At 70.2% G+C, this 11928-nt stretch carries 11 protein-coding genes and 1 pseudogene; 6 read left to right on the forward strand and 6 right to left on the reverse strand.

Going from position 1 to position 11928, the window contains the following annotated elements:
* Positions 1 to 288 (reverse strand): annotated as a pseudogene (locus tag ACQKIP_RS04580) (amino acid permease); the annotation flags it as partial.
* Positions 289 to 364: 76 nt separating this feature from the next.
* Here ACQKIP_RS04580 and ACQKIP_RS04585 point away from each other — a divergent pair.
* Entirely contained in the window at positions 365 to 1357 is a 993-nt protein-coding gene (locus ACQKIP_RS04585; RefSeq protein ID WP_365861745.1) for a 4-hydroxy-3-methylbut-2-enyl diphosphate reductase, read from the forward strand.
* Positions 1358 to 1393: 36 nt separating this feature from the next.
* Positions 1394 to 2149 (forward strand): polyphosphate--glucose phosphotransferase, encoded by a 756-nt coding sequence (gene ppgK / locus ACQKIP_RS04590; protein WP_365861746.1) that lies wholly within the window; start codon positions 1394 to 1396, stop codon positions 2147 to 2149.
* Positions 2150 to 2167: 18 nt separating this feature from the next.
* On the opposite strand, the gene ACQKIP_RS04595 is transcribed toward ppgK, so the two are convergent.
* Positions 2168 to 2839 carry a DUF6542 domain-containing protein gene (locus ACQKIP_RS04595; protein WP_365861747.1) on the reverse strand — a complete coding sequence of 224 codons (672 nt, stop codon included), beginning with the start codon at positions 2837 to 2839 and terminating at the stop codon, positions 2168 to 2170.
* Positions 2840 to 3036: 197 nt separating this feature from the next.
* On the opposite strand from ACQKIP_RS04595, the gene ychF reads away from it, so the two are divergent.
* A complete protein-coding gene (gene ychF / locus ACQKIP_RS04600) occupies positions 3037 to 4125 on the forward strand; it encodes a redox-regulated ATPase YchF (protein ID WP_365861748.1) in 1089 nt (362 codons plus the stop codon).
* Between the two features lie 65 nt (positions 4126 to 4190).
* Here the strand turns inward: ychF and ACQKIP_RS04605 are convergent, their stop codons facing one another.
* Together ACQKIP_RS04605 and ACQKIP_RS04610 are read right to left on the reverse strand one after the other, a co-directional pair.
* Positions 4191 to 5243, reverse strand: coding sequence for an ABC transporter permease subunit (locus tag ACQKIP_RS04605; RefSeq protein WP_365861750.1), 1053 nt, complete (start codon positions 5241 to 5243; stop codon positions 4191 to 4193).
* Positions 5240 to 6331, reverse strand: a complete 1092-nt coding sequence (locus ACQKIP_RS04610; protein WP_365861752.1) for an ABC transporter ATP-binding protein — start codon at positions 6329 to 6331, stop codon at positions 5240 to 5242. Before ACQKIP_RS04610 ends, ACQKIP_RS04605 begins: the two co-directional genes overlap by 4 nt.
* Positions 6332 to 6698: 367 nt before the next feature.
* On the opposite strand from ACQKIP_RS04610, the gene ACQKIP_RS04615 reads away from it, so the two are divergent.
* On the forward strand, positions 6699 to 7901 hold the full coding sequence (locus tag ACQKIP_RS04615) for a sensor histidine kinase (protein ID WP_365861754.1): 1203 nt from the start codon (positions 6699 to 6701) through the stop codon (positions 7899 to 7901).
* Complete coding sequence (locus ACQKIP_RS04620) at positions 7898 to 8554, forward strand: response regulator transcription factor (protein ID WP_365861756.1); 657 nt, start codon at positions 7898 to 7900, stop codon at positions 8552 to 8554. Before ACQKIP_RS04615 ends, ACQKIP_RS04620 begins: the two co-directional genes overlap by 4 nt.
* A 68-nt stretch (positions 8555 to 8622) precedes the next feature.
* On the opposite strand, the gene fusA is transcribed toward ACQKIP_RS04620, so the two are convergent.
* Both fusA and ACQKIP_RS04630 read right to left on the reverse strand, forming a co-directional pair.
* Positions 8623 to 10764, reverse strand: coding sequence for an elongation factor G (fusA, locus tag ACQKIP_RS04625; protein ID WP_365861757.1), 2142 nt, complete (start codon positions 10762 to 10764; stop codon positions 8623 to 8625).
* 412 nt (positions 10765 to 11176) lie between these two features.
* The gene (locus ACQKIP_RS04630) at positions 11177 to 11446 is read right to left on the reverse strand and encodes a hypothetical protein (RefSeq protein ID WP_365861759.1); all 270 of its coding nucleotides are present in this window, start codon (positions 11444 to 11446) and stop codon (positions 11177 to 11179) included.
* Positions 11447 to 11605: 159 nt separating this feature from the next.
* Here ACQKIP_RS04630 and ACQKIP_RS04635 point away from each other — a divergent pair, with 159 nt between their 5' ends.
* Positions 11606 to 11908 carry a chaplin gene (locus ACQKIP_RS04635; RefSeq protein WP_365861761.1) on the forward strand — a complete coding sequence of 101 codons (303 nt, stop codon included), beginning with the start codon at positions 11606 to 11608 and terminating at the stop codon, positions 11906 to 11908.
* The last annotated feature ends 20 nt before the right edge of the window (positions 11909 to 11928 follow it).

The raw sequence follows: 11928 nt of genomic DNA on the forward strand, positions 1-11928 counted from the left end.
GGCGAAGACGGAGCCCGCGCGGGGGGCCACCTTCACCATCTGGGCGTAGCTGAAAGCGGTGAACGCCATCGCGATCGTGGCGATGATGTAGACGAGTGCCACCGCGCCGTGCGACTTGGCGTCGAGCGTCCCGAAGACGCCGACCGGTGCCATCGGGGCGATGAACAGCAGCCCGTAGACGACGAGGTCACGGAAGCCGAGACTGCGCCGCAGGCCGTCGCCTTCGGCGGTGGTGCCGGGATAGGCGCCACCGGCCGTCGTGTCTGAGTCGCCGGAGTAACCGGACATCATGCCTCCGTAAGTGAACGCAGGCCTTCAGTCTCCCCAAGAAGGCGATCTTTGACGCGCTGGGCTCGGCCTTACGATGGGGGGTATGACTGCTTCGACTCCTGCCCGCCGAGTCCTGCTCGCCGCCCCCCGCGGCTATTGCGCGGGTGTGGACCGTGCCGTGATCGCCGTCGAGAAGGCCCTTGAGCAGTACGGGTCTCCGATCTACGTCCGCCACGAGATCGTTCACAACAAGTACGTGGTGCAGACCCTGGAGAAGAAGGGCGCGATCTTCGTCGACCAGACGGCCGAGGTCCCCGAGGGCTCCATCGTCATGTTCTCCGCGCACGGCGTGGCCCCGACGGTCCACGCGGAGGCCGCCGAGCGGAAACTGGCGACGATCGACGCGACGTGCCCCCTGGTCACGAAGGTCCACAAGGAAGCCGTCCGCTATGCCAAGGACGACTTCGACATCCTCCTGATCGGCCACGAGGGCCACGAGGAGGTCATCGGCACGTCCGGCGAGGCGCCCGAGCACATCACGCTCGTCGACGGCCCCGACGACGTGGCGAACGTAGAGGTCCGCGACCCCGACAAGGTCGTCTGGCTCTCCCAGACCACGCTCTCGGTCGACGAGACCATGGAGACGGTCGACGCCCTCAAGGGCAAGTTCCCCAACCTGCTCTCCCCGCCGAGCGACGACATCTGCTACGCCACGCAGAACCGCCAGATCGCGGTGAAGAAGCTGGCGGAGGACGCCGAGCTCGTCATCGTCGTCGGCTCCAAGAACTCCTCGAACTCGATCCGCATGGTCGAGGTCGCCCTCGACGCGGGCGCGCCCGCGTCGCACCTCGTCGACAACGCCGAGGAGATCGACGAGGCGTGGCTCGAAGGCGTGAGCACGGTCGGCCTCACCTCGGGTGCGTCCGTTCCCGACGTACTGGTCGACGGCGTCATCGAATGGCTGGCCGAGCGGGGGTACGGGGACGTGGAGACGGTGAAGACGGCCGACGAGTCGATCACCTTCTCGCTGCCCAAGGAGCTCCGCCGCGACCTGCGTGCCGAGGCCGCTGAGCTGTCCCAGAAGTAACTGCAGAGGTCAGGTGCTGGCCGTACGGTGGGTCTCATGCAGATCTTCGGTGTGGACATCGGCGGTTCCGGGATCAAGGGCGCTCCCGTGGACCTGGACCGTGGTGACCTGGCAAAAGAGCGGCACAAGGTGCTCACCCCGCAGCCGGCCACGCCCGACGGCGTGGCCGACAAGGTGCGCGAGGTCGTCGAGCACTTCGGCTGGACGGGTCCCGTCGGCGCCACGTTCCCCGGCGTGATCACGGGCGGCACCGCACGGACGGCCGCCAACGTGGACAAGAGCTGGATCGGCACGAACATCGAGGGCCTGATCGCGGACCGGCTCGGCGGCGACGCCCCGGTCACGGTGCTGAACGACGCGGACGCGGCGGGCGTGGCCGAGATGCACTTCGGCGCGGGCCGCGGCCGCAAGGGCACGGTCATCCTGCTCACCCTCGGCACCGGCATCGGCAGCGCCCTGTTCACCGGCGGCCGCCTCGTCGCGAACACCGAGCTCGGCCACCTGGAGCTGCACGGGCACGACGCGGAGAAGCGCGCCTCGTCCAAGGCCAAGGAGGACGAGGACCTCAGCTGGGAGCACTGGGCGCACCGCGTCCAGAAGTATCTGGCGCACGTGGAGATGCTGTTCTCGCCAGAGCTCTTCATCATCGGCGGCGGAGTGAGCCGCAAGTCCCACAAGTTCCTGCCGCTGGTCAAGGGCATCAGGGCCGAGCTGGTCCCGGCGCAGCTCCAGAACAACGCGGGCATCGTGGGCGCGGCGATGGCGGCGGCGGAGGCGGCCAAGAAGGCGTAGCCGTAGCGACGGGGCTTCCTACTCGGCGGGAGTGCGCCGCTGGGCGCTGGGAATCCGCCCCCTGGCCCCCCGCGGCCCGGCGGGAGCCGCCCCGGCCCCGACGGCCCGCGCCCGCCGCCGCTGCGTCAGGAGCTTGATCCGGCGCACGGTCACGATGAGACCGGCGACCAGCGTCCCCCCGTACAGCCAGCCCGCGTGCAGCGCGAGGGACGTGATGAGCCCCATCAGGTGACCGCCGAGGCCCCCGCTGCTGTCCGAGATCGGCAGCAGCCCGACGGCGAACGCGATCGGCACGGCCACCGGCGCGGTCACCAGGTCGGCGGGGCGCACCCACAGCGCGGTCAGTGCGCTCACCGGCAGGAAGAGCACCCCGTACGCGACGATCGAACCGCCGAAGAGCAGCCACAGCAGACAGGCGAGCAGGAACATCACGGCGGCGCAGAAGAGCCCGCTGCCGAGCCCGGTGAGGCGGGGGTTCGGCATGGCGCGCAGTGAGCGGTAGAGCGGCAGCGCGCGCAGCTTGCGGATGAAGGGCGGTACGGGGCGGCGGGGGCGCGAGGCGGCACGGTAAACCGCCGCCGATTCGGCGGGCCTGCCCTGCGAGGGCCCGGGCCTGCCCTGCGGGGGCAGGGGTGCGGTGCGTCGCGGCCGGGCCGGAGGCTGAGGGGGACGCGTCCTGTGTTGCTCCACCGGACCAACCTAGGTCGAGCCATACCGATAATCCGGCATGGGACACGCCCTTTGGCCGACCTTGGCCATGCGTTCGATAGGAGAGCGATACGTCGACGAGGGCGTGGCCCGCACGCCGTAGACTGGGGGATCGCCCCAAGGTCAGTCCGGCCCTCCGGGCCGTCCACCCACAGCCCTCACGTACGGGAAGTCGCAACGTGTCGCTCACGATCGGAATCGTCGGTCTGCCCAATGTCGGCAAGTCGACCCTGTTCAACGCCCTGACCAAGAACGACGTGCTTGCGGCCAACTATCCGTTCGCCACGATCGAGCCGAACGTCGGCGTGGTGGGAGTCCCGGACCCCCGCCTGACGAAGTTGGCCGAGATCTTTTCCTCGCAGAAGGTCCTGCCCGCCACGGTCGACTTCGTCGACATCGCGGGCATCGTGCGCGGCGCGAGCGAGGGCGAGGGCCTGGGCAACAAGTTCCTCGCGAACATCCGTGAGTCGGATGCGATCTGCCAGGTCATCCGTGCCTTCAAGGACGAGAACGTCGTGCACGTGGACGGCAAGGTCTCGCCCAAGGACGACATCGAGACGATCAACACGGAGCTGATCCTCGCGGACCTCCAGACGATCGAGAAGGTCCTCCCGCGCCTCCAGAAGGAATCGCGCATCAAGAAGGACATCGCCCCGAAGGTGAAGGCGGTCGAGGAGGCCCAGGCGATCCTGGAGAAGGGCGACACGCTCTTCTCGGCGGGCATCGTCCAGGGCTCGGGCAAGGAGGAACTCCTCCACGACCTGCACCTCCTCACCACGAAGCCCTTCCTCTACGTCTTCAACGTGGACGAGGACGAGCTGACGGACGACGACTTCAAGGCGGCCCAGAGCGCGCTGGTCGCCCCCGCGGAGGCGATCTTCCTCAACGCCAAGCTGGAGTCGGAGCTCGTGGAGCTCGACGAGGACGAGGCCCTGGAGCTCCTCCAGTCGGTGGGCCAGGAGGAGCCCGGCCTGGCCACCCTCGCCCACGTCGGCTTCCGCACCCTGGGCCTCCAGACGTACCTCACGGCAGGCCCGAAGGAATCCCGCGCCTGGACGATCCCCCAGGGCGCCACGGCCCCCGAGGCGGCCGGCGTGATCCACACGGACTTCCAGAAGGGCTTCATCAAGGCGGAGGTCATCTCCTTCGAAGACCTGGTGGAAACGGGTTCGGTCACGGAGGCCCGCGCCAAGGGCAAGGCGCGCATGGAGGGCAAGGAGTATGTGATGCAGGACGGGGATGTGGTGGAGTTCCGCTTCAACGTCTGAGCGGATAGCGTCGAAAGGGCCCGCCCCTCCGGGGTGGGCCCTTTCTGGCGTGGGGGAGCCGTTGGTCACAGCAGGCGCTTGCGGCCCCAGATGACGATGAAGGTGACGATGGTGGCGGTGGTGGTGAGCATGATGGCTGTTCCGAGCCACTGCATCGTGGCCATCTGGTCGAAGGGGAGGTAGTCCATGGACCAGCCGACGACGTTCTTGGACTCCAGGCAGGCCGTGTGTGCCTTGTCGTTGTCCATCTTGTCGACGCAGGTCATCCAGTCCAGGCGGTCGCCCGAGCCGGTGAGGAAGTAGGTGCCCTGTCCCTGCTGGATGGCCAGGTCGGGCAGCTCCGGCTGCCTGGCACCGGGGCCGACGCCCTGGTGGGTGCTGACCGTCATGATGTGCCCCAGGCTCGACCGCAGCTCGCCCCAGACGAACGCGATCGCCACGACGATGCCTAGCGTGACCACCATCGACACCAGCGTGCGGCGCAGGAGCAGGCCGACCGCCACGCCCAGGGTGAACGTGAGCAGGGCGTAGGCGACCGGCATCATCCCCGTGACGTCGAAGATCGAGCTGCTGCTCCAATCCGCCTGCGTGACAAGCCCCTTGACCGGGCTCCACCACCAGTGGAAGACGGCCCCGAGCACGCCGGTGGACAGGGCGACCAGCGCGGCCGGCATGGCGAGCTTCATGCTGAGCCAGCGCAGTCGGCTGACGGACTGCGAGGTCACCAGCTTGGCGGTGCCGGACTCCAGGTCGCCCGCGACGAACGGGGCACCGAGGAGGACGCCTGCCAGGATGGGGAAGTAGCTGAGGTAGCCCCCGATGTCGGTCATCACGTCGCCGTACTTCTCGAATTCGGGCGGCGCGCTGCCGGGCTTCTTCTGGGTCGGTTCCAGGGTGCTCAGGTAATCCGTCATCTGCCCGCGCAGGACGACCATGACGATCACGCCCACAACGGTGCCGGCGATGATGGTCCAGAACGCGGCGCGGTGCTGGCGCCAGACGAGCCAGGCCGTACCGCTGAGCCGGGGCCGCGGGCCGGTCTGCCGGGAGCCCCGTGCGTCCTGCGAGTTTCCGGCGGGCGCCGTGCGGGCTGCCGGGTCGTGAGTGAGGGTGCTCATGCGGTCACAGCCTTCTGACGGTCGCGGGTGATGATGTCGTGGATGTCGCCGACCCGGGCGCCGGGGGCGATCAGCGGGGGCGCGTCGGGCCACCGCAGATAGGCGAGCAGCAGCTCCTCGAGGGTGGGGGGCTCGGCCGGACCGCCGTACTGGATCGGTCCGCTCAGCCGCACCAGGACGCCGGGCCTGCCGTCGCCGGGGCCGTGGGTCTCGACGACCGTGTGCGGTGCGACGGCGGGGTGCGCGCCGTTGGCCGGGGTGGCGAACAGGGCGTGTGCGGAGCGCAGCTCGTTCACCTCGCCCGCCAGACGCAGGGTGCCGTTCGCGATGACGACGAGGTAGTCGCAGATGTGCTCGAGCTCGGCGAGCATGTGCGAGGACACCAGGACCGTCGTGCCGTGCTGGGCGGCCTCCGCCTTCAGCACGGCCATCAGCTCGCGGCGGACCAGCGGGTCCAGATCGGACATCGGCTCGTCGAGGATGAGCAGGTCGGGGCGCTTTCCGAAGGCCAGGGCGAAGGCGACTCGGGTGCGCTGACCGCCGGACAGCGTGCCGATCTTCGCCTTCATCGGCACATTGCCCGCGTCGACGATGCCCTCCGCGACCGCCTGGTCCCAGTGGGGATTGAGCTCGCGGCCCAGACGCAGGGTCTCGGCCACGGTGAAGCGCTTGAACAGCGGCTTCTCCTGGGTCAGGAACGCGGTACGCAGGACTGCCTCCGTCGACCCCGGTTCCGCGCCGAACACGCGCAGCTCGCCGGCCGACGGCCGGATCATGTTGGTGGCGAGGCCCATCAGCGTGCTCTTGCCCGCGCCGTTGGGGCCGACGAGGCCGCACACCCGCCCTCGCGGCAGCCGGAAGGAAACGTCCCGAAGCGCCCAGCCGCGCCGGTACTGCTTGCCGACTCCGTACGCCTCGATGGCAGCCTCGCCCACGACGGAGGACACGCCGCCGACGGGGGACGCGCCGCCGACGGGGGGCCCGAACCCTTCGGGGGGCGGCCCGAACCCTCCGGCAGCGGCCCCGAACCCTCCGGCGGGGGCCCCGAACCCGGGACCGCTGCCGGGGTGCGTCTCTGCGTCGTGCATCTGTGGCTCCTGTGCGTGTGGACGTGTGGAGGGGACGCCGCCGTGTGCGTGGGGGAGCGGCGGTCGTTGCCGGGAAACGGTCCGGTCGCCCCTATCGGCGTGCGGAAATCCCCGCCCGGGTGACGTCGGCCGTGGCCATGACATGCTCCTCGTGCGATGAAGGATGAGTCGTGCGCTGAGGGGCGAGCGCCGCCCGGTGGATACGACTCTCCTCTGCCGCGCCTTGCGGCGGATCGGGCGAAAGACAGATCATGCGCGGCCGGCTCCGACTTTCGGCTGGTCCGCGATAGGGATGGTGAGAGAGATGCTGGAGGCGGCCAAAAAAGCGGCCACAGCCACAGCCGCGGACAGGGCCACGGACGGGGCCATGGACGGGAAGGGCCTTTCGCGGCAACTGCCCGCATCGCTGTGGCTGCTGCTGTTCGGGGGCCTGGTCGGTCTCGTCGTGCTCGACTCGGTGGGCGGTCTCTACTACATCGGGGCTTACGGACCCGGCAAGCTGATCGGCGCTCTGCTGGCCGTCGGCGCCGTCGCCGTTTCGCCCCGGCTCGACGGCAGGGCACTGCCGGTGGCCGCCTGCGTACTCGCGGGCGTATCGCTGTGTGTGTCGTTCTGGATGCACCTGGAGATGCGGGCGAGCGGCCTTGCGATGGGATTCGCCGAGCTCGCGGCGCTGACGTGGCTCCTGCTGGTGGTGGCCCGGCGGGGCAAGCCGTCGTGGGCGGCGCTCGCCGTCCCCCTGCTCGGCATGGCGATCGTCGTGCGGCCGGTGTCGACCGCGACGCGGCAGTCCACCATCATCATGGCGCTGCTCTGGGCCCTGGCAGCCGTCACCGCGCTGGGCATCGGCCTCGGGATGCGTCTGCTCCTGGCGGACCGGCGGCGGCAGGCCGCGGCCCTCCGCCTGGAGCAGCGGACGGAGTTCGCCAGGGACCTGCACGACTTCGTCGCCCACCACGTGACGGGCATCGTCGTACAGGCGCAGGGAGCCCGGGCGATCGCGGGCCGGAAGCCCGAACTGGTGCCGCCCGCGCTGCAACGCATCGAACAGGCCGGTTCGGAGGCGCTGACCTCCATGCGGCACATGGTGGGGATGCTGCGCGACGCCGAAGGAGAAGTGGCACTGACGCCGCTGTCGGGCATCGCCGAAGTGCGCACGCTGGTCGAGGAGTTCTCGGCAGTCGGCGGCGCCCGGGCCGGCCTTGACCTGGAAGGAACCTTCGACGATCTGCCGGTGGAGGTGACCACCACCGCGCACCGGGTGGTGATGGAGGCCCTCACCAACGTACGCAAGCACGCCCACGGATGCACCGAGGTACGGGTGAGCGTGCACCGCTCGCGAGACCGGCTCACCGTACGGGTCAGCGACGACGGACGGCAGCGCCACGGATCCTCCAGCGGCTTCGGGCTCAAGGGCCTGGCCGAACGGGTCGGCCTGATCGGCGGAAGCATCCAGGCGGGCCCGGTGACGTCCGGCGGCTGGGGCGTCGAGGCGACGCTCCCCGTGCCCCCGTCCCCATCCCAGCCCCCCTCCCCGTCCCCGGCTTCTCCGGCGAAGGCGGCGTCATGACGATCCGCGTCCTGATCGCCGACGACCAGGCCATGGTCCGTGCCGGGTTCACGATGATCCTCGGCGCGGAGGACGACATCGACGTCGTCGGGGAGGCCGTGGACGGGGTGCACGCCGTGGAACTCGCCGAGCGCCACCGGCCCGACGTGGTCCTCATGGACATCCGTATGCCGCGCATGGACGGCCTTGAGGCGCTGCGCAGGCTGACTCGGCCCGGCACCGTGAATCCCCCGAAGGTCGTCGTGGTCACGACGTTCGACGACGACGAGTACGTCCAGCGCGCCCTGGGCGAAGGCGCGTCCGGCTTCCTGATCAAGGACTCAGGACCCGCCCTGCTCGTCGAGGCGATTAGGGCGGCCGCCTCCGGCGAGGCGCTGGTGAGCCCGGCCATCACCGTCCGGCTGCTGCGGCGCCTCAACAGCGCCGCACCCGCGCCCAAGGAGCCGCACACCGCGCTCTCCGAACGGGAGAAGGACCTGGTGCGCCTCGTGGCCAGAGGGCTGACCAACGCCGAGATCGCGGGCGAACTGGTCATCTCCGTGGGCACGGTGAAGACGCATCTCGCCAACGTGCAGATCAAACTGTCCGCCCGCAACCGCGTGGAAATCGCCGCCTGGGCCTGGGAGTCGGGCCTGGTCGAAGGACGGGGGTAGGCCCGCTCAGGCACAGGAGAACGGAGGTGGACCCCGCCCCGGAGCGCGGGGTCCACCCCTCGGCCCGCCTACCGGACCGCGACCCCGGCCGGAACCGCCGCGTAACCCATCGGCCGCGTGGTGAACGTGCCCCGGCCCTGCGTACGGCTGCGCAGGCGGGACGCGTAGCCGAAGAGTTCCGCGAGCGGGACCGTCGCCGTGATCACTGCCGTGCCGGAACGCGTGGTCGAGTCGGTGACCCGCCCGCGGCGTGCCGCCAGATCGCCGAGCACGCCGCCGACCGCGTCGTCCGGGACCGTGGCCGTCAACTCCACCACTGGTTCGAGGAGTTGCATGACGGATTCCCGCAGAGCCGTGCGCAGCGCGAATCTGCCCGCCGTACGGAACGCCATCTCCGAGGAGTCCTTGGGGTGCGTCGACCCATCGGTCAGCGTGATCCGCAGCCCCGTCACCGGATGGCCGCCGAGCGGACCCTCGGCGAGCGCGTCACGGCAACCGGCTTCCACCGCGCGGACGTACTCCTGCGGGACGCGGCCCCCGGTGACCGTGGAGGTGAAAGCGAACGTGTGTTCCTCCAAAGGCTCGACGTCGACGACCACATGCGCGAACTGGCCCGCGCCGCCGTCCTGTTTCACGTGCCGGTACACCAGACCCGACACCCCCCGGACGACCGTTTCGCGGTACGAAACCTGCGGGCGGCCGACGCCGATCTCGATGCCGTGGGCGCGGCGGACCTTCTCCACGGCGACCTCCAGATGCAGTTCGCCCATGCCGGACAGGACCGTCTGACCCGTCTCGCGGTCAACCCGTACCGCCAGCGAAGGGTCCTCCTCGACCAGGCGTGCGAGCGCCGACGACAGCCGGCCCGTGTCCACGGTCCGGTGCGCCTCCACCGCCACCGAGACCACCGCTGCCGCCACCGCGGGCGGTTCGAGTACCAGCGGCGCCACGGGAGAGCACAGCGTCGTGCCCGCCCGGGCCGTCTTCAGGCCGACCACGGCGACGATGTCCCCGGCGGTCGCCCGGTCCAGTTCCGCGTGGCGGTCGGCCTGCACGCGCAGGATGCGGCCGATCCGTTCGGTGCGGCCCGTGCCCGCGTCCATCACCGTGTCTCCCTTCGTGATCGTTCCCGAGTAGACGCGCACATACGTGAGGCGTCCCGTCGCCGTCGCGTTCACCTTGAAGGCAAGCCCGGCGAACGGCGCCGCGGGGTCGGCCGGACGCTCCTGCACGGCGTCGCCCGCGGTGCCGTGCACCGTGGTTCCGCGCACCGCAGTTCCGCGCACCGCAGTTCCGCGCACCGCGGGGACGTCCACCGGCGACGGCAGGTACGACACGACGGCCTCAAGGAGCGGCTCGATGCCCCGGTTGCGGTAGGCGGACCCGCACAGGACCACCGTGCCCTCGCCGCCGAGCGTGAGATCGCGCAGCGCCGAGGCCAGCACCGGGGTGGAGAGCGCCGACGTGGCGCAGTACTCCTCCATGGCCGCCGCGTGCAGCTCCGCCACCGTCTCCTCCAGCATGTGCCGCCGCCGCAGCGCCTGCTCGCGCAGGGCTTCGGGGATCGCGACCACTTCGTACGTGCCACTTGAGCAGGTGCCACTTGCGTACGCGTCCCCGTCCCGGTCCGCGTGCCAGACCAGGGCACGCATGCGCAGCAGATCCACGACGCCGGTGAACTCGTTCTCCCGCCCGATCGGCAGCTGCACCACCAGCGGGACCGTGTGCAGGCGCTCCCGTATCGACGCGACCGCCGCGTCGAGATCGGCGCCCGCCCGGTCCAGCTTGTTGACGAACGCGATCCGCGGCACGCCGTACCGGTCGGCCTGCCGCCACACCGACTCGCTCTGCGGTTCGACCCCGGCCACGGCGTCGAACACCGCCACCGCGCCGTCGAGCACCCGCAGCGAGCGCTCGACCTCGTCCGCGAAGTCGACGTGACCGGGAGTGTCGATCAGGTTGATCCGGTGGCCGTCCCAGGCGCAGCTGACGGCCGCGGCGAAGATGGTGATCCCGCGGTCGCGTTCCTGCGCGTCGAAGTCGGTGACGGTCGTGCCGTCATGGACCTCACCTCTCTTGTGGGTGGCGCCGGTCAGGAACAGGATCCGTTCGGTGACGGTGGTCTTCCCGGCGTCGACATGGGCGAGGATGCCGAGATTCCGGACGTCGGTGGACGTACGGGCGGACAGGTGATTGGTGTTGGTGCGCACGGCCCGGGGCCTTTCGAGTGTGATGCGGGGCGGGGCAGCGCGATTTCCGGGCGTGGTTCGAGAAGGGGACGGCGCATGAGTGAGCGCCGGTCCGGCGTTCGCCGCGGAGGATCAGTGACGGCCGCGCAGCCGCCACCGCACACGCGAAGACACCAGGATCACGTCGAACCGCGACCGGGGAGCACGGACTGCTGTGCGGTGACGCATGGCCCGGCTCCCCTCGTTTCGGCTGACTGATCAAAGACTGGTCCGGCGTGCGCCCACCGGTGTGACGGCGGGGCGCGGCGCGCGGGGCGAGTCTAGTGAGACCTGCCCGGCGCGGTCACGGGAATAAAAGCAGGGCCGGACCCCCGGGGGTCCGGCCCTGTCTCCGCGCGCGTACGTGTCCGCGGCGCGGGTGCGGCAATGGCGGCTACGGCTGGATCGCGGGCAGCAGCCCCATGACCGGCGCGGCCATGTCGGTCAGCTGGTGCAGCTGGTTCAGTTCCTGGAGCTCGTTGAGCCCGTTGAGCTGGCTGGTCACGGTCGGCAGTTCGTCCTGCTGCTCCTCGGGAATCCCGCTCATCGCGAGGGAGTCGACCATGTCGGTGGGGGAGATGGCGGCGCTCGCGGCGGGTGCGGCCAGGGCGGAGGCACCGACGGCGAGAGCGAAGGCAGCGGCCATACGTCGTGTTGAGATCATGTGCTGCGCAACGGCTCTGGACAGCACGGGACACGGTCTTCCAGACGATTTCACCAATGATGTACCGATCAGTGCCGTTACCTGGCGACCGTGGCGCCGTTGAAGGGACAGTACGGCCGCGTACGTGCGGCGGTAGTCGTCAATTCAAAGGAGAACGTGATGTCTCGCATCGCGAAGGCAGCCGCTGTTGCCCTCGGCACGGGCGCCGTGGTGCTCAGTGGCACCGGAATGGCCATGGCGGACGCGGGCGCCGAGGGTGCGGCCGTCGGCTCGCCCGGCGTCCTTTCCGGCAACCTCGTCCAGGTCCCGGTCCACGTGCCGGTCAACCTGTGCGGCAACACTGTGGACGTCATCGGTCTGCTGAACCCGGCGTTCGGCAACACCTGCGTCAACAGCGACGGCAACCACCACGGCGGCCACCACGGCGGCCACCACGGCAACCCCGGTGGCTACGGCGGCTGATCCCCCCATGCGAAAGCCCC

The sequence above is a fragment of the Streptomyces sp. NPDC059900 genome, from assembly GCF_050270335.1.
In the GTDB taxonomy this organism is placed as follows: Bacteria; Actinomycetota; Actinomycetes; order Streptomycetales; family Streptomycetaceae; genus Streptomyces.

Excerpts from the sequence above, each read along its gene's own strand:
- ACQKIP_RS04585 (WP_365861745.1), top strand. The coding sequence starts at position 365 with ATGGGGGGTATGACTGCTTCGACTCCTGCCCGCCGAGTCCTGCTCGCC.
- ppgK (WP_365861746.1), top strand. The coding sequence starts at position 1,394 with ATGCAGATCTTCGGTGTGGACATCGGCGGTTCCGGGATCAAGGGCGCT.
- ACQKIP_RS04605 (WP_365861750.1), bottom strand. The coding sequence starts at position 5,243 with ATGAGCACCCTCACTCACGACCCGGCAGCCCGCACGGCGCCCGCCGGA.
- ACQKIP_RS04610 (WP_365861752.1), bottom strand. The coding sequence starts at position 6,331 with ATGCACGACGCAGAGACGCACCCCGGCAGCGGTCCCGGGTTCGGGGCC.
- ACQKIP_RS04615 (WP_365861754.1), top strand. The coding sequence starts at position 6,699 with ATGGACGGGAAGGGCCTTTCGCGGCAACTGCCCGCATCGCTGTGGCTG.
- ACQKIP_RS04620 (WP_365861756.1), top strand. The coding sequence starts at position 7,898 with ATGACGATCCGCGTCCTGATCGCCGACGACCAGGCCATGGTCCGTGCC.
- ACQKIP_RS04630 (WP_365861759.1), bottom strand. The coding sequence starts at position 11,446 with ATGATCTCAACACGACGTATGGCCGCTGCCTTCGCTCTCGCCGTCGGT.
- ACQKIP_RS04635 (WP_365861761.1), top strand. The coding sequence starts at position 11,606 with ATGTCTCGCATCGCGAAGGCAGCCGCTGTTGCCCTCGGCACGGGCGCC.